Raw genomic sequence first — 25,579 nt, 5'->3', positions numbered from 1 at the left:
GGCCGCGTTGGGCGCCACGGCGACGGTGGCGGCGTGCGATGCGGCCGACTGCGAGGCGCTGGCCGCGCTGCTCGCGGAACACCCGGTCTCCGCCGTCTTCCACACCGCCGGTGTGCTCGACGACGGCCTGCTGGCGGGCCTGACCGCCGAGCGCTTCGCCGCCGTGGCCCGTCCCAAGCTGGACGCCGCCCGCAACCTGCACGAACTGACCGGTGAGCTGACCGCGTTCGTGCTCTTCTCCTCGATCGCCGGCACCATCGGTAGCGCCGGTCAGGCCAACTACGCTGCTGCCAATGCCTACTTGGACGCGCTGGCCGAGCAGCGCCGGGCCGACGGCCTGCCCGCCACCGCGATCGCCTGGGGCCCGTGGGCCCAGGGCGGCATGGCCACCGACCCGGCCGTCGAGCAGCGCCTGCGCCGCGACGGCCTCCCGCCGTTGTCCCCGGCCCTGGCGATCGCCGCCCTCCAGCAGGCCCTGGACCACGGCGACGGCGCCCTCATGGTGGCCGACCTCGCCTGGGACCGCTTCCTGCCGGGCTTCACGGCGGGTCGGCCCAGCGAGCTGTTCGGCGATCTCCCCGAGGCCCGCCCCACCGCCGCTGCCGTGGCCGCCGTTGCCGCCGCCCCGGCCGGCCAACTCGCCGCCCTCGCCCCCGCCGAGCAGCAGCGCGCCCTGCTCGACCTGGTCCGCAGCGCGGTGGCCGCCGTCCTGGCCCACAGCGGGACCGAGACGATCGAGTCCGGCCGGGCGTTCAAGGAGCTCGGCTTCGACTCGCTCACCGCCGTCGAACTGCGCAACCGCCTCGGCGCGGCCACCGGCCTGACCCTGCCGACCACCCTGGTCTACGACTACCCGACCGCTGCCACGCTCGCCGGACACCTGCACGCCGAGCTGCTCGGCCGGCACACCTCCGGGGCGACGCCGACCGTACTCGCCGGCGCTGCCGCCGGTGTGGGGGCCCCTCCCAGCCGCCAGGCTGGGGGAGAGCCGATCGCCATCGTCGCCATGAGCTGCCGGTTCCCCGGCGGCGTCAGCAGCCCCGAGCAGCTGTGGCAGCTGCTCGAAACGGGCACCGACGCGATGTCCGGCCTGCCGGAGGACCGAGGCTGGAACACCGACTCGCTCTACGACCCGGACCCGGAGCGAGTCGGCAGGATCTACACCCGCGAGGGCGGATTCCTCTACGAGGCCGCCGAGTTCGACCCCGCCTTCTTCGGCATCTCGCCGCGCGAGGCCCTCGCCATGGACCCGCAGCAGCGCCTGCTCCTGGAGACCACCTGGGAGGCCTTCGAACGGGCCGGCATCGACCCGGCCACCGTGCGTGGCAGCCGGACCGGCGTCTTCGCGGGCACCAACGGCCAGGACTACCTCGCCCTGCTGATGAACTCCCCGGAGGAGTTGGAGGGGCACCTCGGCACCGGCACCTCCGCCAGCGTGCTGGCCGGCCGCCTCTCCTACACCTTCGGCCTGGAGGGCCCGGCGGTCACCGTCGACACCGCCTGCTCCTCCTCGCTGGTCGCCCTGCACCTCGCGGTGCAGGCGCTGCGCAACGGTGAGTGCACGCTCGCCGTGGCCGGTGGTGCGACCGTGATGGCCACCCCCGACACCTTCCTCGACTTCAGCCGCCAGCGCGGCCTGTCGGCCGACGGCCGCTGCAAGGCCTTCTCGGCCGCCGCCGACGGCACCGCCTGGGGCGAGGGCGCGGGCGTGCTGCTGGTCGAGCGGCTCTCGGATGCCGAGCGCAACGGTCACCCGGTGCTGGCGATCGTGCGCGGCACCGCCGTCAACCAGGACGGCGCCTCGAACGGTCTCACCGCGCCGAACGGCCCCTCGCAGCAGCGCGTCATCCGCCAGGCTCTGGCCGACGCCCGGCTGTCGGCCACGCAGGTCGACGCGGTGGAGGCACACGGCACCGGCACCGCGCTCGGTGACCCGATCGAGGCCCAGGCGCTGCTCGCCACCTACGGCCAGGACCGGCCGGCCGACCAGCCGCTGTGGCTGGGGTCGGTCAAGTCGAACATCGGCCACACCCAGGCCGCCGCCGGTGTCGCGGGCGTCATCAAGATGGTCATGGCGATGCGGCACGGCGTGCTGCCCCGCACCCTGCACGCGGACGAGCCGACCCCGCACGTGGACTGGACGACGGGCGCGGTCGCGCTGCTCACCGAGTCCACCACCTGGCCGGGGACCGGCGAGCCGCGCCGGGCGGGCATCTCGTCCTTCGGGTTCAGCGGCACCAACGCGCACCTGATCCTTGAGCAGGCACCGCAGCCGCAGCCGCAGCCGCAGCCGCAGCTGACCGGCGAGGCGGCGCAGGTGCCGTCGGTGCTGCCGGTGGTGCTCTCCGCGCGGGACGCGGGGGCGCTGCGCGAGCAGGCCGAGCGGCTGCTGCCGGTGGCGGCGGAGGCCGAACCGGTCGATCTGGCGTACTCGTCGGCGACCGGGCGGGCGGCGCTGGAGTGCCGTGCGGTGGTGGTGGCCGAGGGACCTGAGGAACTGCTGCGCGGCCTGGGCACGTTGGCGGTGGGGGAGTCGGCGGCCCAGGTCGTCACGGGCTCGGTGGTCGAAGGCCGGACGGCCTTCCTCTTCACCGGCCAGGGCAGCCAGCGTCCCGGCATGGGCGCCGAACTCTACGCGGCCTTCCCGGCGTTCGCGGACGCGCTGGACGAGGCCTTCGCGCACCTGGACCAGCACCTGGACACCTCGCTGCGGGAGATCGTGCTCGCGGCCGAGGGAGCGCTGCTCGACCGGACGGCCTACACGCAGCCGGCGCTCTTCGCGCTGGAGGTGGCGCTGTTCCGCCTCGTCGAATCCTGGGGCCTCACGCCGGACTTCCTGGCCGGGCACTCGATCGGTGAGCTGGCGGCCGCGCATGTCGCGGGCGTCCTCTCGCTGGCCGATGCCGCCCGGCTGGTGGCCGCGCGTGGTCGCCTGATGCAGGCGCTGCCCGCCGGTGGTGCGATGGTGGCCGTGCAGGCGGGCGAGGCCGAGGTGCTGCCGCTGTTGGCGGGCCGCTCGGACGTGGGCATCGCGGCTGTCAACGGGCCGTTGGCGGTGGTGCTTTCGGGGGTCGAGCAGGCGGTCCTGGAGGTGGCCGGGCAGCTGGGCTGCAAGACGAAGCGCCTGACCGTCAGCCATGCGTTCCACTCGCCGCTGATGAAGCCGATGCTGGCCGAGTTCCGCGCGGTGGCCTCGGAGTTGACCTTCCACGAGCCGAAGATCCCGATCGTCTCGACGCTCGACCGGTCGGCCGACCTGGCCACGGTCGAGTACTGGGTGCGCCACGTCCGTGAGGCCGTCCGCTTCGCCGACGCCGTCGAGACCCTGGAGCGCGAAGGTGTGCGTACCTTCGTCGAGTTGGGCCCCGACGGTGTGCTCAGCGCGATGGGCCAGGAGAGTGCCACCGCCGAGTCCGTCGCCTTCGTCCCGGTGCTGCGCGCCGAGCGCCCCGAGGCTCGCACCCTCACCACCGCCCTCGCCCAACTGCACGTGCGGGGCCTCGCGGTGGACTGGACGGCGGTCTTCGCCGCCACCGGCGCCCGCCGGATCGACCTGCCCACCTACCCCTTCCAGCGCCACCGCTTCTGGCCGCGCACGCCGATCATGGCGGCGGGCGACGTCGCGTCGATCGGTCTCGGCGCGGCGGGTCACCCGCTGCTCGGCGCCAGCATCGAACTGCCGGACTCCGACAGCGTGGTGTTCACCGGCCGGCTCTCGGTGCAGTCGCACCCGTGGCTCGCGGACCACGTCGTGATGGGCTCGATCCTGCTGCCGGGCACGGCCTTCGTGGAGCTGGCCATCCGGGCCGGCGACCAGGTGGGCTGCGAGATGCTGGAGGAGCTGACGCTGGAGGCCCCGCTGGTCCTCCCCGAGCGCGGCGGCATCCAGCTCCGGCTCGCCCTGAGCGCCGTCGACGAGCACGGCCGGCGCCCGTTGACCGTGCACTCCCGCCCGGAGGATGCCGAGGCTGTGGGAGAGCCGTGGACGCGGCACGCCACCGGTGTGCTCGCGCCCGGCTCGGCGACCGCGCCCTCGTTCGAGCAGCCCTTCGAGCAGCCCTTCGGGCAGTCCTTCGAGCCGGCCGAGTGGCCGCCCGCCGGCGCGGTCGCGGTCGGCGTCGAGGACCTGTACGAGCGGCTGGCGGCGGCCGGCTTCGGCTACGGCCCGGTCTTCCAGGGCCTGCGCGCCGCCTGGCGCCACGACGGCGACGTCTACGCCGAACTCCGGCTGCCGGAGGCCGCGCACGAGGAGGCTGCCGACTACGGTCTGCACCCGGCACTGCTGGACGCCGCGCTGCACGCGCTCGGCCTCGACATCACCGGCCCCGAAGGCGCCGAAGCCCCCAAGCAGGCGCGCATCCCGTTCGCCTGGAACGGCGTGAGCCTCTACGCCAGCGGCGCCACCGCGCTGCGGCTGCGGCTCTCCGAGCGCGACCAGGAGACGGCGGCGCTGCTGCTGGCCGACGAGTCCGGACAGCCGGTCGCGGCGGTCCGGTCGCTGGTCTCCCGCGAGGTCTCCGACACCCAGGTGCGTGGCGCCCGCGGCGGCTTCGTGGAGTCGCTGTTCCGGGTGGAGTGGGCCGCGCTGCCGGTCTCGTCCGCGCCGGCCGGCCGCTGGGCCGTGCTGGGCGGGGACCCGCTGACGGCGGCCGGCGGCACGGCCGACGCCTTCGCCGACCTGGCCGCGTTGGGCGCGGCCGTGGACGGCGGCCTGACCGCGCCCGACGCGGTCTTCCTCACCCTGGAGCCGACCGCTGAGGCCGGTGCCGAGGTCAGTGGCGGGGTCAGTGCCGCAGCCGTGCGCGCGGCACTGCACCGTGCGCTTGCCGTGGTCCAGGAGTGGCTGGCGGATGAGCGGTTCGCCGACTCCCGCCTGGTGCTGGTCACCCGGGGCGCGGTGGCGGCCGACGCGAGCGGCGTCGCCGACCTGGCGCACGCGCCCGTCTGGGGCCTGGTCCGCGCCGCGCAGGGGGAGAACCCCGACCGTCTGGTGCTGCTCGATCTTGACGGCGGGGACTTCTCCCGCGAGGCACTGTCGGCCGCGCTCGCCGCCGGGGAGCCCGAACTGGCGGTCCGGGCAGGCGCCCTGCGTGCACCGCGGCTGGCACGGGTCGCCGCCGCCGTCGAGCCGCTGCCGGTTTTCGAGGCGGACGGCACGGTCCTGGTGACCGGTGCCTCGGGTCTGCTGGGCGGCTTGGTGGCCCGGCATCTGGTGGCCGAACACGGTGTGCGTAGCCTGCTGTTGGTCTCCCGGCGCGGTGCGGATGCGCCGGGCGTCGCCGAACTGGTGGCTGAGCTGGCCGAGTCGGGCGCCAGCGCGATCGTAGCCGCCTGCGATGTGGCGGACCGTGACGCGCTGGCCGACCTGTTGGCTTCGTTGGCGCATCCGGTGTCGGCGGTGGTGCACACGGCCGGTGTGCTGGACGACGGCATCGTCTCCTCGCTCACGCCCGAGCGGCTGGACACGGTGCTGCGCCCGAAGCTGGACGCGGCGCTCAACCTGCACGAACTCACCGACAACCTGAGCGCGTTCGTCCTCTTCTCGTCCGCCGCCGGCACGATGAGCAGCCCCGGCCAGGGCAACTACGCGGCCGCGAACGTCTTCCTCGACGCGCTCGCCGCCCGGCGCCGCGCCCAGGGCCTGGCCGCCACCTCGCTCGCCTGGGGCCCGTGGGCCGACAGCAGCGGCATGGTCGGCAGCCTGGACGAACTCGATGTCCAGCGGATGAGCCGCGGCGGTATCCACGGCCTCTCCTCGGCGGAGGGCCTGAGCCTGCTCGACGCCGCGACCGCCACCGGCGAAGCCGCCCTGGTGCCGATCCGCCTCGACCTCGCCGCCCTGCGCGCGCAGGCCGCGGCCGGCACCCTGCCCGCCCTGCTGCGCGGCCTGGTGCGGGTCCCGGCCCGCCGGGCCGCCCGGTCGGCCGCGGCCGGTGGTTCGGAGCTGACCGCCCGTCTGCTGGCCCTGCCGGCCGGCGGCCGCGAGGCCGCGCTGCTGGAGCTGGTCTGCGGCCGGGTGGCGGTCGTGCTCGGCCACGCCGACGCGAGCGCGGTCGAGTCGAGCCGGGCGTTCAAGGAGCTGGGCTTCGACTCGCTGACCGCCGTCGAGCTGCGCAATGAGCTGAACGGCGCGACCGGCCTGCGGTTGCCCGCCACGCTGGTTTTCGACTACCCGAGCCCGCTCGCGCTGGCCGCCTTCCTCCTCGCCGAGCTGCTCGGCGACGCCTCGGCCAGCGTCACCACCAGCCCTGCGGCTGTTGTGGCGGTCGACGAGCCGATCGCGATCGTCGGCATGGCCTGCCGCTACCCGGGTGGCGTCGAATCCCCGGAGGATCTCTGGCAGTTGGTCTTCTCCGGTGCGGACGCGATCTCCGGCTTCCCGGCCACCCGTGGCTGGGACCTGGCGAGCCTCTACCACCCGGACCCGGACCACCAGGGCACCACCTACGCCCGCGAGGGCGGTTTCCTGCATGACGCCGGTCTCTTCGACCCGGACTTCTTCGGTATCTCGCCGCGCGAGGCGCTGGCGATGGACCCGCAGCAGCGCCTGCTCCTCGAAACCTCGTGGGAGGCCATCGAGCGGGCCGGCATCGACCCGGCCGCGCTGCGCGGCAGCCGGACCGGTGTCTTCGCCGGCGTGATGTACCACGACTACGCCACCGGGATCAGCGAACTGCCGGACGGCGTCGAGGGCTACCTGGGCACCGGTGTCTCCGGCAGCATCGCCTCCGGGCGCGTCGCCTACACCTTCGGCCTCGAAGGCCCAGCCGTCACGGTGGACACCGCCTGCTCCTCCTCGCTGGTCGCCCTGCACTGGGCGATCCAGGCACTGCGCAACGGCGAGTGCACGATGGCGCTCGCGGGTGGTGTGACCGTGATGGCCACCCCCGAGACCTTCGTCGACTTCAGCCGCCAGCGCGGGCTCTCGGCGGACGGGCGTTGCAAGGCGTTCTCGGACGACGCGGACGGTACGGGCTGGGGCGAGGGCGTCGGCATGCTGCTCGTCGAGCGGCTCTCGGATGCCGAGCGCAACGGCCACCCTGTGCTCGCGGTAGTGCGCGGTAGCGCGGTGAACCAGGACGGTGCGTCGAACGGTCTGACAGCGCCGAACGGTCCCTCGCAGCAGCGGGTGATCCGGCAGGCGCTGGCCAACGCGGGCCTGCCCGCCGACGGCATCGACGCGGTGGAGGCGCACGGCACCGGCACCTCGCTGGGTGACCCGATCGAGGCGCAGGCGCTGCTGGCGACTTATGGCCAGGAGCGGTCTGCCGAGCAGCCGTTGTGGTTGGGGTCGCTGAAGTCGAACATCGGTCACACGCAGGCGGCGGCGGGTGTCGGCGGGATCATCAAGATGGTGATGGCGATGCGGCACGGTGTGCTGCCGCAGACGCTGCATGTGAACGAGCCGTCGCCGAAGGTGGATTGGGCTTCGGGTGCGGTGGAGTTGCTGACCGAGGCGCGGGAGTGGCCGCAGGTGGGCCGGCCGCGTCGTGCGGCGGTGTCGTCCTTCGGCATCAGCGGCACCAATGCCCATACGATCCTGGAGTACGCGCCGACGGCCGTGGCCCAGCCGGACGTTGTGCCCGCCGTTGTGCCCGCCGGTGTGGTGCCGTTGGTGCTGTCGGCGAAGAGCGGTGCGGCGCTGGAGGGGCAGGCGGCGCGGCTGTTGACACGGCTGGCGGAGGGGCCGGAGGCCGGTCTGCTGGATGTGGGCGACTCGCTGCTGGCCTCGCGCTCGGCCTTCGAGCACCGGGCGGTGGTGGTCGCGGGTGACCGCGAGGCGGCGGTGCGGGGGCTGGCGGCGCTGGCTTCGGGCGGGGTAGCGGCGGAGGTCGTGCGCGGGGTGAGCGGCTCGGCGGGGAAGGTCGCGTTCGTCTTCCCGGGGCAGGGCTCGCAGTGGGCCGCGATGGGCGCTCGGCTGTGGGAGGAGTCGGCGGCGTTCCGGGCCTCGATCGAGGCCTGTGGCGCGGCGCTGGCGCCCTTCGCCGACGGCTGGTCGCTGGAGGAGGTGCTGCTCGGCCGGGCCGGTGAGGCGTGGTTGGAGCGGGTGGAGGTGGTGCAGCCGGTGTTGTGGGCGGTGATGGTGTCGTTGGCGGAGGTGTGGCGGGCGGCGGGTGTGCGTCCGGGTGTGGTGGTGGGGCATTCGCAGGGGGAGATTGCGGCGGCGGTGGTGGCTGGTGCGTTGTCGTTGGAGGATGGTGCGCGGGTGGTGGCGTTGCGTAGCCGGGTGATTGCGGGTGGTTTGGCGGGGTTGGGTGGGATGGTGTCGGTGGGTCTGCCGGTGGCGGAGGTGCGTGAGCGGCTGGCGGTGTGGGGTGAGGCGCGGGTGTCGGTGGCGGCGGTGAACGGGCCGTCGTCGGTGGTGGTGTCGGGTGAGCCGGTGGCGTTGGACGAGTTGTTGGCGTCGTGTGCGGTGGAGGGGGTGCGGGCGCGTCGGGTGCCGGTGGATTATGCCTCGCATTCGGCGCAGGTGGAGTCGGTCCGGGTGGAGTTGCTGGAGCTGTTGGCGGGGGTCGAGCCGCGCGTCGGGCGGGTGCCGTTGTTGTCCACGGTGAGTGGTGAGGTGGTGGACGGTTCCGGGTTGGGTGCGGAGTACTGGTACGCCAACCTGCGGGCGACGGTGGAGTTCGAGGGTGCGGTGCGGGCGTTGTTGGCGGACGGTTTTGGGACGTTCGTCGAGGTGAGTGCGCATCCGGTGTTGGCGATGGCGGTTCAGGAGGGTGTCGAGGCGGCCGGGCGGGATGCGGTGGCGTTCGGTACGTTGCGTCGTCACGAGGGCGGTCTGGAGCGGTTGTTCGCTTCGCTGGCCGAGGCGCATGTGCGGGGGGTCGCGGTCGACTGGGCGAGCTTCCTGGCCGACCGTGGCGCCCGGCGGATCGAGCTGCCGACCTACGCCTTCCAACGCGAGCGCTACTGGCTGGAGTCGGACGGCTCGGTCGCACGGCCCGAGGCCGTGCTCGACGAGGCGGATGCCCGCTTCTGGGAGGCCGTCGAGCGCGGCGACCTCGCGGAGCTGACCGGCACCCTCGACCTGGACGGTGACCAGCCGCTGAGCTCGGCCCTGCCGCTGCTGTCGGCCTGGCGCCGCCGGCACCGCGAGCAGACCGTGATCGACGGCTGGCGCTACCGGGACAGCTGGCTCCCGGTCGTGGACGCCGCTTCGGCTGCCCTGTCCGGCAGTTGGCTGGTGGTGGTCCCGACGGGCTGCGCGCAGGACCCAGCGGTGCTGGACACGCTGGCGATGCTGGCCGAGCACGGTGTGACGGTCCGTCAGATCGAGGTGAATGCGGCAGCGGCCGAGCGCGGAGCGCTGGCGGAGCTGCTGGGTGGCGTGCCGGCTGATGGGGTGCTGTCCTTCCTGGCGTTGGACGAGTCGGTGTCGGTGGTCGGTTCGCTGGCGTTGGTGCAGGCGTTGGGTGATGTGGGGGTTGGTGCGCCGTTGTGGTGCCTGACGCGTGGTGCGGTGGCGTTGGGTGGTTCGGAGCGGTTGGCGAGCCCTGTGCAGGCGCAGGTGTGGGGTCTGGGCCGGGTGGTGGCGTTGGAGCATCCGGAGCGTTGGGGTGGTCTGATCGACCTTCCCGGGGTGCTGGAGGAGCGTGCGCTGTCGCGGTTGGCCAGCGTGCTCATGGGTGGTGAGGATCAGGTGGCGTTGCGGGCGTCGGGTGTCTTCGGTCGTCGTCTGGTGCGGGCGTCGCGTGGCGAGGTGGCTGTGTGGCAGCCGTCGGGCACGGTGTTGGTGACGGGTGGGACGGGTGCGTTGGGTGCGGAGGTGGCGCGCTGGCTGGCCCGCAACGGTGCCGAGCGGTTGCTGCTGACGAGCCGGCGTGGCCTGGATGCGCCGGGTGCGGTGGAACTGCGTGACGAGCTGGCCGCGTTGGGCGCTGAGACCACGATCGCGGCCTGTGATGTGGCGGACCGTGAGGCGCTGGCCGAGCTGCTGGCGGCTCACCCGGTGTCCGCTGTCTTCCACACGGCGGGTGTGCTGGATGACGGCATCCTCGATGGTCAGACGCCGGAGCGGTTCGCCGCCGTTGCTCGTCCGAAGGTGGACGCGGCGCGTAACCTGCACGAACTGACCGACAACCTGAGCGCGTTCGTGCTCTTCTCGTCGATGGCGGGTTCGGTCGGCAGCGCGGGGCAGGCGAACTACGCGGCGGCGAACGCGTTCCTGGACGCACTCGCCGAGCAGCGCCGGGCCGATGGTCTGCCCGCTACCTCGATCGCCTGGGGTGCCTGGGCGGAGGCGGGGCTGGCGACCGAGGAGCTGGTGGCCGACCGGCTGCGCCGTGACGGTGTGGCGGGGATGGCTCCGGCGTTGGGTATCACCGCGATGCGGCAGGCGATGGAGAACGGCGACACCGCCGTCACCATCGGCGACATCGTCTGGGAGCAGCTCGCCCCCGAGTTCGCGGCCGTCCGGCCCGGCAACCTGTTCGACGAGATCCCGGAGGTCCAGCGCCTGCGCGCCGCTGCCGCCCAGCCGGGCAGCACGGACACCGCCGCCGGCCCCAGCTCCTCGCTGACCGGCCGTCTGGCGGGGCTGTCGCCGGTGGAGCAGGGTCGGGCGCTGCTGGAGCTGGTGCGGGCGCAGGTGGCGGCGGTGCTGGGTTACGCCGAGGCGAGCGCGGTCGAGGCGGGCCGGGCGTTCAAGGAGCTGGGCTTCGACTCGCTGACGGCGGTCGACCTGCGCAACCGGATGAACGCGGTGACCGGCCTGCGGCTGCCGGCCACGCTGGTCTTCGACTACCCGTCGGCGACCGTGCTGGCCGAGCACCTGCGGACCGAACTGCTGGGCGCTGCCCAGCCGGTGACCACGGCTGTCCCGGCCACCTTCGCCGCCGCTGCGGTGAGTGACGAGCCGATCGCCATCGTCGCCATGAGTTGCCGGTTCCCCGGCGGCGTCAGCACCCCCGAGCAGCTCTGGGACCTGCTGATCGCGGGCGGCGACGCGGTGGTGGACTTCCCGACCGACCGCGGCTGGGACCTCGACTCGCTCTTCGACGACGACCCCGAGCAGCTCGGCAAGGTCTACACCCGCAAGGGCGCCTTCCTGCAGGACGCGACCCGGTTCGACCCCGCGTTCTTCGGCATCAGCCCGCGCGAAGCCACCACCATGGACCCGCAGCAGCGCCTGCTGCTGGAGACCTCCTGGGAGGCGTTCGAGCGGGCGGGCATCGACCCGACGACCCTGCGCGGCAGCCAGGCGGGCGTCTTCATCGGCACCAACGGCCAGGACTACATCTCGCTGCTGGGCGAGGGCCAGGAGGGCGTGGAGGGCCACCGGCTGACCGGCACGGCTACCAGCGTCATCTCGGGTCGGCTCTCCTACACCTTCGGCCTGGAGGGGCCGGCGGTCTCGGTGGACACCGCGTGCTCGGCCTCGCTGGTGGCTCTCCACCTGGCGGTGCAGGCGCTGCGCAACGGTGAGTGCACGCTCGCTCTGGCCGGTGGCGTGACCGTGATGTCGACACCGGACCTGTTCATCGAGTTCAGCCGTCAGCGCGGCCTCTCCGTCGACGGCCGGTGCAAGGCGTTCGCGGGTGCGGCGGATGGCACGGGGTGGGGTGAGGGTGCGGGCATGCTGCTCGTGGAGCGGCTCTCGGAGGCGCGGCGCAACGGGCACCCGGTGCTTGCGGTGGTGCGCGGTAGCGCGGTGAACCAGGACGGTGCGTCGAACGGTCTGACGGCGCCGAACGGTCCGTCGCAGCAGCGGGTGATCCGGGCGGCGTTGGCCTCGGCCGGGCTGAGGGCGGACCAGGTGGATGCGGTGGAGGCGCACGGGACGGGTACCCGGTTGGGTGACCCGATCGAGGCGCAGGCGCTGCTGGCCACCTACGGTCAGGAGCGGGCGGCGGGTCGTCCGCTGCTGCTCGGCGCGGTGAAGTCGAACATCGGGCACACCCAGGCGGCCGCTGGTGTCGCGGGTGTGATCAAGATGGTGCTGGCGATGCAGAACGGCGTACTGCCGCCGACCCTGCACGTCGACCAGCCCACCCCGCAGGTGGAGTGGTCGGCGGGTGCGGTCTCGCTGCTGACCGAGGCCACCGCGTGGCCGGAGACCGGTGCCCCGCGCCGGGTCGGCATCTCGGCCTTCGGCGTGAGCGGCACCAATGCGCACACGATCCTGGAGCAGGCGCCCGCAGTTGAGGCCGAGCCGGTCCCCGAGGTGACGGCGCCGCTCTCGGTGCTGCCGATGCTCCTGTCGGCGAAGAACGACGCCGCACTGCGCGACCAGGCCCGGGAGCTGCTCGCCCGGCTCGACGGTGACGACGCGGTCCGCCTCACCGATCTCGGCTTCTCGCTGGCGACAACGCGCGCGGCCTTCGAGCAGCGCGCCGCGATCGTTGCCGGTGAGCACGTCGAACTCCGCAGTGCGCTGGCCGCGTTGGCAGCGGGGGAGTCGGCGGCTCAGGTCGTCACGGGCTCGGCGGTCGAGGGCCGGACGGCCTTCCTGTTCACCGGGCAGGGCAGCCAGCGCGCCGGGATGGGCGCGGAACTGTACGGCGCTTTCCCGGTGTTCGCCGAGGCCTATGACGCGGTCTGCGCGGAGCTGGACCAGCACCTGGAGACCCCGCTCAAGGATGCCTCCGACCTCCTCGACCGGACGGCCTACACCCAGCCGGCACTCTTCGCGATCGAGGTGGCACTGTTCCGCCTCGTCGAGTCCTGGGGCCTCACACCGGACTTCCTGGTGGGGCACTCGATCGGTGAGCTGGCAGCCGCGCACGTCGCGGGCGTGCTCTCGCTCGCCGACGCGGCCCGGCTGGTGGCCGCGCGTGGCCGCCTGATGCAGGCGCTGCCCGCCGGGGGCGCGATGGTGGCCGTCCAGGCGAGCGAGGCGGAGGTGCTGCCGCTGCTCGCCGACCGTACGGACGTCGGTATCGCCGCCGTCAACGGGCCTTTGGCTGTGGTGCTTTCGGGCACCGAGCAGGCGGTCCTGGAGGTGGCCGGGCAGCTGGACTGCAAGACGAAGCGCCTGACCGTCAGCCACGCGTTCCACTCGCCGCTGATGGAGCCGATGCTGGCCGAGTTCCGTGCGGTGGCCTCGGAGTTGACCTTCCACGCCCCGACCATCCCGATCGTCTCGACGCTCGACCAGTCCGCAGACCTCACCACCCCCGAGTACTGGGTGCGCCATGTCCGCGAGGCCGTCCGCTTCGCCGACGCCATCGCGGCCCTGGAGAGCCAGGGTGTGCGTACCTTCGTCGAGTTGGGCCCGGACGGCGTGCTCAGCGCGATGGGCCAGGAGAGCGCCACCGCCGAGCAGACCGCCTTCACGCCCGTCCTGCGCGCCGGCCGCCCCGAGGCCCGCACCCTCACCACCGCCCTCGCCCAGCTGCACGTTCGCGGTGTCGCCGTGGACTGGGCGGCGGTCTTCGCAGGCACCGGCGCCCGCCGGATCGACCTGCCCACCTATGCCTTCCAGCGCCAGCACTACTGGCCCGAGCGCCCGTTCGCCGGGACCGGTGATGTGACGGCGGCGGGGCTCACGGTGGCGGGTCACCCGCTGCTCGCCGCGGCTGTCTCGCTCGCCGCCGCCGACGGTTTCCTCTTCACCGGTCGGCTCTCGGTGCAGTCGCACCCGTGGCTGGCCGACCACGCGGTGCTCGGCTCGGTGCTGCTGCCGGGCACGGCCTTCGTGGAGCTGGCCATCCGGGCCGGGGACCAGGTCGGCTGCGAGGTGCTGGAGGAGCTGACCCTGGAGGCTCCGCTCGTCCTGCCCGAGCGCGGCGCGGTCCAGGTGCAGCTCTCGGTGGAGGCCGCTGGCGCCACGGGCCGTCGCGTGGTGAGCCTGCACTCCAGGCCGCAGGACGCGCTCGCCGATCCGCTGTGGACGCGGCACGCCACCGGTGTGCTCGCGCCCGGCTCGGCGACCGCGCCCTCATTCGGGCAGCCTTTCGAGCAGTCCTTCGGGCAGTCCTTCGGGCCGGCCGAGTGGCCGCCCGCCGGCGCGGTCGCGGTCGGCGTCGAGGACCTGTACGAGCGGCTGGCCGCGGCCGGCTTCGGCTACGGCCCGGTGTTCCAGGGCCTGCGCGCCGCCTGGCGCCTGGGCGAGGACGTCTACGCCGAGGTCCGGCTGCCCGAGACCGCCCAGAGCGAGGCCGCACGTTTCGGTCTGCACCCGGCGCTGCTGGACGCCGCGCTGCACGCGGTGGGCCTGGGCAACCTGCTGGAGAGCGACGGCGGCGGGCGACTGCCGTTCGCCTGGAACGGCGTGACCCTCCATGCGACCGGCGCCTCGGCGGTGCGCGTGCGGATGTCCCCGGCGGGCCGCGACACGGTCTCGCTGGTGCTGGCGGACGAGTCGGGCCGACCGGTCGCCTCGGTTGACTCGCTGGCGATGCGCGAGGTCTCCGAGGAGCAGATCCGTGCGGCCGGCGGCGAGTTCACCGACTCGCTCTACCGGGTGGCGTGGCAGACGCTGCCGGTCGCGGCCGGTGTGGTCGGGCGCTGGGTGGCGCTGGGTGCCGAGGTGTTCGGTGTGCCTGTCTTTGCTGATCTCGCCGCGCTGGGTGCGGCGGTGGACGGTGGCCTGGCCGCCCCGGAGGCGGTCTTCCTCGCCCTCCCGCCGGCCCCCGAGGTCAGTGCGGCTGTCGTGCGCGAGGCGCTGCACGGTGTGCTCGCGGTGGTGCGGGAGTGGCTGGTGGACGAGCGGTTCGCCGAATCGCGCCTGGTGCTGGTCACCCGGGGCGCGGTGGCGGCTGACGCGAGCGGCCTCACCGACCTTGCGCAGGCCCCCGTCTGGGGTCTGGTGCGCTCGGCACAGTCGGAGAACCCGAACCGGTTCGTCCTGCTCGACCTGGACGCCCACGAGGCTTCGTCCGCTACGGTGTCCGGCGCTCTGGCTGCCGGTGAACCGGAGTTGGCGATCCGGGCGGGCGAGGTCCTGGTGCCTCGCCTGGCGCGGGTGGCGGCGGCCGTGGAGCCGCTGTCGGCTTCCGCTCCGGTCTTCGAGGCGGACGGTACGGTGCTGGTGACCGGTGCCTCGGGTCTGCTGGGCGGCTTGGTGGCCCGGCATCTGGTGGCCGAACACGGTGTGCGCAGCCTGCTGTTGGTCTCCCGTCGCGGTGCGGATGCGCCGGGTGCGGCCGAACTGGTGGCTGAGCTGGCCGAGTCGGGCGCGACCGTGATCGTGGCCGCCTGTGATGTGGCGGACCGTGACGCGCTGGCCGACCTGTTGGCTTCATTGGCGCATCCGGTGTCGGCGGTGGTGCACACGGCCGGTGTGCTGGACGACGGCATCGTCTCCTCACTCACGCCCGAGCGGCTGGACACGGTGCTGCGCCCGAAGCTGGACGCGGCGCTCAACCTGAACGAACTCACCGAGAATCTCCGCTCGTTCATCCTCTTCTCGTCCGCCGCCGGCACCTTCGGCGGCCCGGGACAGGGCAACTACGCGGCCGCGAACGTCTTCCTGGACGCGCTCGCCGCCCAGCGCCGCGCATCCGGTCTCGCCGCCACCTCGCTCGCCTGGGGTGCCTGGGCCAACGGCGGCATGATCGGCAGCCTGGCCGAGGCCGACGTGCAGCGGATGAGCCGGGGCGGTGTACAGGGCATGTCCGCCGCCGAGGGCCTGGCGCTCTTCGACGTCGCCTGCGCCGCCGACGAGGCCACGCTGGTGCCGATGCGTCTCGACTTCGCCGCGCTGCGCGCCGAGGCCGTGGCCGGGACCCTGCCGCCGCTGCTGCGCGGGCTGGTGCGGATGCCGGCCCGGCGCACCGTCGAGGCCGGCGGCGCCGGTGCGGCGACCGGATCCGCCCTGGTGCGGACGCTGAGCGCGCTGCCGGCCGGTGAGCGCGAGGCCGCGCTGCTGGAGCTGGTCTGCGGCCGGGTGGCGGCCGTGCTCGGCTACGCCGACGCGAGTGCCGTCGAGGGCGGCCGGGCGTTCAAGGAGCTGGGCTTCGACTCGCTGACCGCCGTCGAGCTGCGCAACGAGCTGAACGGCGCGACCGGCCTTCGCCTGCCCGCCACGCTCGTCTTCGACTACCCGAGCCCGCTCGCTCTCGCCGCCTTCCTCCGTGCCGAGCTGCTCGGCGACGAGTCGGCGACGACCGTCACCGGCCCCGCCCCGATCGCCGCCGATGACCCGATCGCGATCGTCGGCATGGCCTGCCGGTACCCGGGCGGTGTCGAATCCCCCGAGGATCTCTGGCAGTTGGTCTTCTCCGGTGCGGACGCGATCTCCGGCTTCCCGGCCACCCGTGGCTGGGATCTGGCGGGCCTCTACCACCCGGACCCGGACCACCAGGGCACCTCGTATGTCCGGGAGGGCGGTTTCCTGCACGACGCAGGCCTCTTCGACGCCCAGTTCTTCGGCATCTCGCCGCGCGAGGCCCTCGCCATGGACCCGCAGCAGCGCCTGCTGCTCGAAACCTCGTGGGAGGCCATCGAGCGCGCGGGCATCGACCCGGCCGCGCTGCGCGGCAGCCGGACCGGCGTCTTCGCCGGTGTGATGTACCACGACTACGCCAGTGGGATCAGCGAACTGCCCGAGGGTGTCGAGGGACACATCGGTACCGGGGTCTCGGGCAGCATCACCTCGGGCCGCGTCTCGTACACCCTGGGCCTGGAGGGCCCGGCGGTGACGGTGGACACCGCCTGCTCCTCCTCGCTCGTTGCTCTGCACTGGGCCATTCAGGCGCTGCGCAACGGCGAGTGCACGATGGCCCTGGCCGGCGGTGTGGCGATCATGTCCACCCCGGAGGTGTTCGTGGACTTCAGCCGCCAGCGAGGCCTGTCGGCGGACGGGCGTTGCAAGGCGTTCTCGGACGACGCGGACGGTACGGGCTGGGGCGAGGGCGTCGGCATGCTGCTCGTCGAGCGGCTCTCGGATGCCGAGCGCAACGGCCACCCTGTGCTCGCGGTAGTGCGCGGTAGCGCGGTGAACCAGGACGGTGCGTCGAACGGTCTGACGGCGCCGAACGGTCCCTCGCAGCAGCGGGTGATCCGCCAGGCGCTGACGGCAGCTGGTCTGACGGTGGATCAGGTGGACGCGGTGGAGGCCCATGGGACGGGAACGCCGCTGGGTGACCCGATCGAGGCGCAGGCGTTGCTGGCGACCTATGGCCAGGAGCGGTCTGCCGAGCAGCCGTTGTGGTTGGGGTCGCTGAAGTCGAACATCGGTCACACGCAGGCGGCGGCGGGTGTCGGTGGGATCATCAAGATGGTGATGGCGATGCGGCACGGTGTGCTGCCGCAGACGTTGCATGTGAACGAGCCGTCGCCGAAGGTGGATTGGGCTTCGGGTGCGGTGGAGTTGCTGACCGAGGCGCGGGAGTGGCCGCAGGTGGGCCGGCCGCGTCGTGCGGCGGTGTCGTCCTTCGGCATCAGCGGCACCAATGCCCATACGATCCTGGAGTACGCGCCGACGGCCGTGGCCCAGCCGGCCGTTGTGCCCGCCGTTGTGCCCGCCGTTGTGCCCGCCGGTGTGGTGCCGCTGGTGCTGTCGGCGAAGAGCGGTGCGGCGCTGGAGGGGCAGGCGGCGCGGCTGTTGACACGGCTGGCGGAGGGGCCGGAGGCCGGTCTGCTGGATGTGGGCGACTCGCTGCTGGCCTCGCGCTCGGCCTTCGAGCACCGGGCGGTGGTGGTCGCGGGTGACCGCGAGGCGGCGGTGCGGGGGTTGGCGGCGCTGGCTTCGGGCGGGGTAGCGGCGGAGGTCGTGCGCGGGGTGAGCGGTTCGGCGGGGAAGGTCGCGTTCGTCTTCCCGGGGCAGGGCTCGCAGTGGGCCGCGATGGGCGCTCGGCTGTGGGAGGAGTCGGCGGCGTTCCGGGCCTCGATCGAGGCCTGTGGTGTGGCGCTGGCGCCCTTCGCCGACGGCTGGTCGCTGGAGGAGGTGCTGCTAGGCCGGGCCGGTGAGGCGTGGTTGGAGCGGGTGGATGTGGTGCAGCCGGTGTTGTGGGCGGTGATGGTGTCGTTGGCGGAGGTGTGGCGGGCGGCGGGGGTGCGTCCGGGTGTGGTGGTGGGGCATTCGCAGGGGGAGATCGCGGCGGCGGTGGTGGCTGGTGCGTTGTCGTTGGAGGATGGTGCGCGGGTGGTGGCGTTGCGTAGCCGGGTGATTGCGGGTGGTTTGGCGGGGTTGGGTGGGATGGTGTCGGTGGGTCTGCCGGTGGCTGAGGTGCGTGAGCGGCTGGCGGTGTGGGGTGAGGCGCGGGTGTCGGTGGCGGCGGTGAACGGGCCGTCGTCGGTGGTGGTGTCGGGTGAGCCGGTGGCGTTGGACGAGTTGTTGGCGTGGTGTGCGGTGGAGGGGGTGCGGGCGCGTCGGGTGCCGGTGGATTATGCCTCGCATTCGGCGCAGGTGGAGTCGGTCCGGGTGGAGTTGCTGGAGCTGTTGGCGGGGGTCGAGCCGCGCGTCGGGCGGGTGCCGTTGTTGTCCACGGTGAGTGGTGAGGTGGTGGACGGTTCCGGGTTGGATGCGGAGTACTGGTACGCCAACCTGCGGGCGACGGTGGAGTTCGAGGGTGCGGTGCGGGCGTTGTTGGCGGACGGCTTTGGGACGTTCGTCGAGGTGAGTGCGCATCCGGTGTTGGCGATGGCGGTTCAGGAGGGTGTCGAGGCGGCCGGGCGGGATGCGGTGGCGTTCGGTACGTTGCGTCGTCACGAGGGCGGCTTGGAGCGGTTGTTCGCTTCGCTGGCCGAGGCGCATGTGCGGGGGGTCGCGGTCGACTGGGCGAGCTTCCTGGCCGACCGTGGCGCCCGGCGGATCGAGCTGCCGACCTACGCCTTCCAACGCGAGCGCTACTGGCTGGAGTCGGACGGCTCGGTCGCACGGCCCGAGGCCGTGCTCGACGAGGCGGATGCCCGCTTCTGGGAGGCCGTCGAGCGCGGCGACCTCGCGGAGCTGACCGGCACCCTCGACCTGGACGGTGACCAGCCGCTGAGCTCGGCCCTGCCGCTGCTGTCGGCCTGGCGCCGCCGGCACCGCGAGCAGACCGTGATCGACGGCTGGCGCTACCGGGACAGCTGGCTCCCGGTCTTGGACGCCGCTTCGGCTGCTCTGTCCGGCAGTTGGCTGGTGGTGGTCCCGACGGGCTGCGCGCAGGACCCAGCGGTGCTGGACACGCTGGCGATGCTGGCCGAGCACGGTGTGACGGTCCGTCAGATCGAGGTGAATGCGGCAGCGGCCGAGCGCGGAGCGCTGGCGGAGCTGCTGGGTGGCGTGCCGGCTGACGGGGTGCTGTCCTTCCTGGCGTTGGACGAGTCGGTGTCGGTGGTCGGTTCGCTGGCGTTGGTGCAGGCGTTGGGTGATGTGGGAGTCGGTGCGCCGTTGTGGTGCCTGACGCGTGGTGCGGTGGCGTCGGGTGGTTCGGAGCGGTTGGCGAGCCCTGTGCAGGCGCAGGTGTGGGGTCTGGGCCGGGTGGTGGCGTTGGAGCATCCGGAGCGTTGGGGTGGTCTGATCGACCTTCCCGGGGTGCTGGAGGAGCGTGCGCTGTCGCGGTTGGCCAGCGTGCTGGCGGGTGCGGGTGGTGAGGATCAGGTGGCGTTGCGGGCGTCGGGTGTCTTCGGTCGTCGTCTGGTGCGGGCGTCGCGTGGCGAGGTGGCTGTGTGGCAGCCGTCGGGCACGGTGTTGGTGACGGGTGGGACGGGTGCGTTGGGTGCGGAGGTGGCGCGCTGGCTGGCCCGCAACGGTGCCGAGCGGTTGCTGCTGACGAGCCGGCGTGGCCTGGATGCGCCGGGTGCGGTGGAACTGCGTGATGAGTTGGCCGCGTTGGGTGCTGAGGTCACGGTCGTGGCCTGTGATGTGGCGGACCGTGAGGCGCTGGCCGAGCTGCTGGCGGAGTATCCGGTCTCTGCTGTCTTCCACACGGCGGGTGTGCTGGATGACGGCATCCTCGATGGTCAGACGCCGGAGCGGTTCGCCGCGGTTGCTCGTCCGAAGGTGGACGCGGCGCGTAACCTGCACGAACTGACCGACGGTCTGAGCGCGTTCGTGCTCTTCTCGTCGATGGCGGGTTCGGTCGGCAGCGCGGGGCAGGCGAACTACGCGGCGGCGAACGCGTTCCTGGACGCACTCGCCGAGCAGCGCCGGGCCGATGGTCTGCCCGCTACCTCGATCGCCTGGGGTGCCTGGGCGGAGGCGGGGCTGGCGACCGAGGAGCTGGTGGCCGACCGACTGCGCCGGGACGGTGTGGCGGGGATGGCTCCGGCGTTGGGTATCACCGCGATGCGGCAGGCGCTGGAGAACGGCGACGTGACCGTCACGATCGCCGCCGTCGCCTGGCAGAAGGTGGCGGCCGAGACTGCCGCCGTCCGCCCGAGCAACCTGTTCCACGAGATCCCCGAGGCCCGCAAGGTCATGGAGGCCGCGCTCGCCTCGGCGCCTGCCGCAGACAGTGAGTCCTCGCTGACCCGGCGTCTGGCGGGTCTGACACCGGTCGAGCAGGGCCGGGCGCTGCTGGAGCTGGTGCGGGCGCAGGTGGCGGCGGTGCTGGGTTACGCCGACGCGAGCGCAGTCGAGGCGGGCCGGGCGTTCAAGGAGCTGGGCTTCGACTCGCTGACGGCGGTCGACCTGCGCAACCGGATGAACGCGGTGACCGGCCTGCGGCTGCCGGCCACGCTGGTCTTCGACTACCCGTCGGCGACCGTGCTGGCCGAACACCTGCGGACCGAACTGCTGGGCGCCGCCCAGCCGGTGACCACGGCTGTCCCGGCCACCTTCGCCGCCGCTGCGGTGAACGACGAGCCGATCGCCATCGTCGCCATGAGCTGCCGGTTCCCCGGCGGCGTCGACACCCCCGAGCAGCTCTGGGACCTGCTGCTCTCCGGTGAGGACGCGATCGGCGGGTTCCCGACCGACCGTGGCTGGGACATCGAGAACCTCTACCACCCGGACCCGGACCACCAGGGCACCACGTATGCCCGTGGCGGTGGATTCCTCGACGGCGTCACGGAGTTCGACTCGACGTTCTTCGGCATCTCGCCGCGCGAGGCGCTCTCGATGGACCCGCAGCAGCGGCTGCTGCTGGAGACCTCCTGGGAGGCGTTCGAGCGGGCGGGCATCGACCCGGCCACGCTGCGCGGCAGCCAGGCGGGCGTCTTCATTGGCACCAACGGCCAGGACTACGCGAACCTGCTCGTCGACGGCCTGGAGGGCGTGGAGGGCCATCGCCTGACGGGCACGGCTACCAGCGTCATCTCGGGCCGGCTCTCCTACACCTTCGGCCTGGAGGGTCCGGCGGTCTCGGTGGACACCGCGTGTTCGGCCTCGCTGGTCGCGCTGCACCTGGCGGTGCAGGCGCTGCGCAACGGTGAGTGCACGCTTGCCCTGGCTGGTGGCGTGACCGTGATGTCGACGCCGGACCTGTTCGTCGAGTTCAGCCGTCAGCGTGGCCTGTCGGCCGACGGCCGGTGCAAGGCGTTCGCGGGTGCGGCGGACGGCACGGGGTGGGGTGAGGGTGCGGGCATGCTGCTCGTGGAGCGGCTCTCGGAGGCGCGGCGCAACGGGCACCCGGTGCTTGCGGTGGTGCGTGGTTCGGCGGTCAACCAGGACGGTGCGTCGAACGGTCTGACGGCGCCGAACGGCCCCTCGCAGCAGCGGGTGATCCGGGCGGCGTTGGCCTCGGCCGGGCTGAGGGCGGACCAGGTGGATGCGGTGGAGGCGCACGGGACGGGTACCCGGTTGGGTGACCCGATCGAGGCGCAGGCGCTGCTGGCCACCTACGGTCAGGAGCGGGCGGCGGGTCGTCCGCTGCTGCTCGGCGCGGTGAAGTCGAACATCGGGCACACCCAGGCGGCCGCCGGTGTCGCGGGTGTGATCAAGATGGTGCTGGCGATGCAGAACGGCGTGCTGCCCCGCACGCTCCACGTCGACCAGCCCACCCCGCAGGTGGAGTGGTCGGCGGGCGCGGTGGAGCTGCTGACCGAGGCCACCGCGTGGCCGGAGACCGGCGCCCCGCGCCGGGTCGGCATCTCGGCCTTCGGCATCAGCGGCACCAATGCGCACACCATCCTGGAGCAGGCACCGGAGACCTCCTCGCCGGAGCCGGTCGCCGAGGCGACCGCCGCGCCCTCGGTGCTGCCCGTGCTCCTCTCCGCCAAGGGCACGGAGGCCCTGCGGGCGCAGGCCGAGCGGCTGCTGCCGGTGGCCGAGGATTCCGAACTGGTCGATGTGGCACACTCGTTGGCGACCGGCCGGGCGGCGCTGGAGCGCCGTGCGGTGGTGCTGGTCGAGGGGCGCGAGGAACTGCTGGGCGGGCTGGCCGCGTTGGCGGCGGGGGAGTCGGCGGCCCAGGTCGTCACGGGCTCGGTGGTCGAGGGCCGCACGGCGTTCCTGTTCACCGGGCAGGGCAGTCAGCGCGCCGGAATGGGCGCGGAACTGTACGACGCCTTCCCGGTGTTCGCCGAGGCCTACGACGCGGTCTGCGCGGAGCTGGACCAGCACCTGGAGACCCCGCTCAAGGACGCCTCCGACCTGATCAACGAGACGGCCTACACCCAGCCGGCGCTCTTCGCGATCGAGGTGGCACTGTTCCGCCTCGTCGAATCCTGGGGCCTCACCCCGGACTTCCTGGCCGGGCACTCGATCGGTGAGCTGGCGGCCGCGCACGTCGCGGGCGTGCTCTCGCTCACCGACGCGGCCCGGCTGGTGGCGGCGCGCGGTCGCCTGATGCAGGCGCTGCCCGCCGGGGGCGCGATGGTGGCCGTCCAGGCGAGCGAGGCGGACGTGCTGCCGCTGCTCGCCGACCGTACGGACGTCGGTATCGCCGCTGTCAACGGGCCTTTGGGCGTGGTGCTTTCGGGTGTCGAGCAGGCGGTCCTGGAGGTGGCCGGGCAGCTGGACTGCAAGACGAAGCGCCTGACCGTCAGCCACGCGTTCCACTCCCCGCTGATGGAGCCGATGCTCGCCGAGTTCCATGCGATCGCCTCGGAGCTCACCTTCCACGAGCCGACCATCCCGATCGTCTCCACGCTCGACCAGTCCGCAGACCTCACCACCCCCGAGTACTGGGTGCGCCATGTCCGCGAGGCCGTCCGCTTCGCCGATGCCATCGCGACCCTGGAGAGCCAGGGCGTCCGCACCTTCATCGAGTTGGGCCCGGACGGGGTGCTCAGCGCGATGGGCCAGGAGAGTGCCACCGCCGAGCAGACTGCCTTCACGCCCGCTCTGCGCGCCGGCCGCCCCGAGGTGCGCGGCGCGATCACCGCGCTCGCCCGGGTCCACGTCCGTGGCCTGGCCGTGGACTGGGCGGCGGTCTTCGCCCGCACCGGCGCCCGCCGGATCGACCTGCCCACCTACGCCTTCCAGCGCCACCACTACTGGCCCGAGCACCTCCCCACCGCCACCGCCACCGCCACCGGCGAGGGCCGTACCGGCGCGCAGGCCACGGACGCCCGGTTCTGGGAGGCCGTCGAGAGCGAGGACCTGGCGGCGCTGGCCGCGACCCTGGAGGTCGAGGGCGGCAGCGAGCTGAGCGCCGTGCTGCCGGTGCTCTCCGCCTGGCGCCGCCAGCAGCGTGAGCAGTCCGTGGTGGACGGCTGGCGCTACCGGATCACCTGGAAGCCGCTCGCCGCCGAGCCGACCGGCAGCCTGACCGGCAGCTGGCTGCTGGCCGTCCCGGCCGCCCGGGCCGAGGAGGCCTGGGTCGCCCTGGTGGCCCAGGCGCTGGCGGCGGCGGGCGCCGACGTCCGCCGGTTCCCGGTGGACGCCGCGGCCTGCGAGCGCGCCGCGCTGGCGGACGCGCTGCGCACCGAGGCCGCCGGAGCTGCCCGAGCTGCCCGAGCTGCCGGAGCTGTCGGAGCCGCCGGGGCCGGCGCCCTGGCCGGCGTGGTCTCGCTGCTCGCCCTGGACGAGGAGCCGCACCCGACCCACCCCGTGCTGCCCGCCGGGCTCGCCGCGACCGCGGTGCTGACCCAGGCGCTCGGCGATGCGGAGATCGGCGCGCCGCTGTGGTGCGTGACCAGTGGCGCGGTGGCGACCGGTCCCGCCGACACCGCCGGCAGCCTGGCCCAGGCGCAGGTCTGGGGCCTGGGCCGGGTGGTGGCCCTGGAGCACCCGGAGCGCTGGGGTGGCCTGGTCGACCTCCCGTCGACCGTCGACCAGCGGGCGGCAGCCCGCCTGGCGGCTCTCCTCGCCGACCCGGGTGCCGACCCGGGTACGGGTACGGGTACGGGTACCGGTACGGCTGCGGGCCCGGAGGCCGGCTCCGGCGAGGACCAGCTGGCGATCCGCCGCTCGGGTGTCCTGGTCCGCCGCCTGGCGCGCGCGGCCCGGCCGCAGGCGTCCGTCCCGGCCTGGAAGCCGCGCGGCACGGTCCTGGTCACCGGCGGCACCGGCGCGCTGGGTGCGGAGGTGGCCCGCTGGCTGGCCCGCAACGGCGCCGAGCACCTGGTGCTCACCGGCCGTCGCGGTGCCGGCGCCCCGGGCGCCGAGGAACTCCAGCAGGAGCTGGCCGAGTTGGGTGCCCGAGTGACCCTGGAGGCGTGTGACGTGGCCGACGGCCCGGCCGTGGCGGCGCTGCTCAAGCGGCTCACCGCGGAGGAGCCCGGCGGCACCCCGCTGCGCGCGGTCGTGCACGCGGCCGGGGTCACCCAGGACACCGCGCTGACCCACAGTGACCTGGGCGAACTCTCCTGGGTCCTGGACGCCAAGGTCTCCGGCGCGGTCCACCTGGACGCGGCGCTGGGCGACACCGACCTGGACGCCTTCGTGCTCTTCTCCTCGATCGCCGGGGTGTGGGGCAGCGGCGGCCAGGCGGGCTACGCGGCGGCCAACGCCTTCCTGGACGCCCTCGCCGAGCGCCGCCGCGCCGCCGGCCTGGTGGCCACCTCGGTCGCCTGGGGCCCGTGGGGCGAGATCGGCATGGCGGCCGAGGACCCGCAGGCCGCCGAGCAGTTGCGCCGCCGCGGCCTGCGGGTTCTGGCACCGGAGCTCGGGATCACCGCCCTCCAGCAGGCGCTGGACCACCAGGAGACGGCGCTGACCGTCGCCGACGTGGACTGGGCACTGTTCGCCCCGGCCTTCGCCGCGGCCCGGCCCCGCCCGCTGCTCGACGAGGTCCCCGAGGCCCGCGCGGCGCTGGCGGACGGCTCGCCCGCCGCCGAGGGCGACGGGGCCGAGCCGTCGGCGGCCTTCGTGGAGCGGCTGCGGGCGCTGCCCGCCGCGGACCGGGAGCGCACCCTGCTCGACCTGGTGCGCGCCGAGGTCGCCGCCGTCCTGGGCTATGCCGGGGCCGGCGCGGTCGAGGCCGACCGGGCCTTCAACGAGCTGGGCTTCGACTCGCTCACCGCCGTCGAGCTGCGCAACCGCCTCACCGCGGCCAGTGGGCTGCGCCTGCCGACCAGCCTGGTCTTCGACTACCCGAACCCGAAGGCGCTGGCCGAGTACCTGGGCACCGAGATCGTGGCCGACGGGGCCGACCCGGCGGCGCCGGTGCTGGCCGAGCTGGACGCGCTCGACCAGCGGCTCACCGCGCTGTCCGCCGACGACGCCGACCGGGCCCGGGTCACGGCCCGGCTCCAGGCGCTGTTGGCGAACTGGACCGCGGTCGAGGGCGCGGCGGACGGCGCCGAGGACGACGAGCTGGCGAACGCGTCTGCCGACGACCTCTTCGACATCATCAGCCGTGAATTCGGCCGGGACTGA

General features: G+C 73.6%; 1 protein-coding gene (running past one end of the window). It reads left to right on the top strand.

The window, feature by feature from the left end:
- A protein-coding gene (locus ACFZB9_RS35955) for a type I polyketide synthase (RefSeq protein ID WP_391454247.1) crosses the window boundary here: on the top strand, nt 1-25,579 show its 3' portion. Its footprint begins 10,214 nt before the window's first position; 25,579 of the gene's 35,793 nt are visible here — the last part of the coding sequence; its start codon lies off the left edge, out of view; the stop codon is at nt 25,577-25,579.

The organism is Kitasatospora sp. NPDC008050 (genome assembly GCF_042957465.1).
In the GTDB taxonomy this organism is placed as follows: Bacteria; Actinomycetota; Actinomycetes; order Streptomycetales; family Streptomycetaceae; genus Kitasatospora.
Note: the sequence above shows the minus strand (reverse complement) of the source record. Positions and strands in the feature narration are given on the sequence as shown.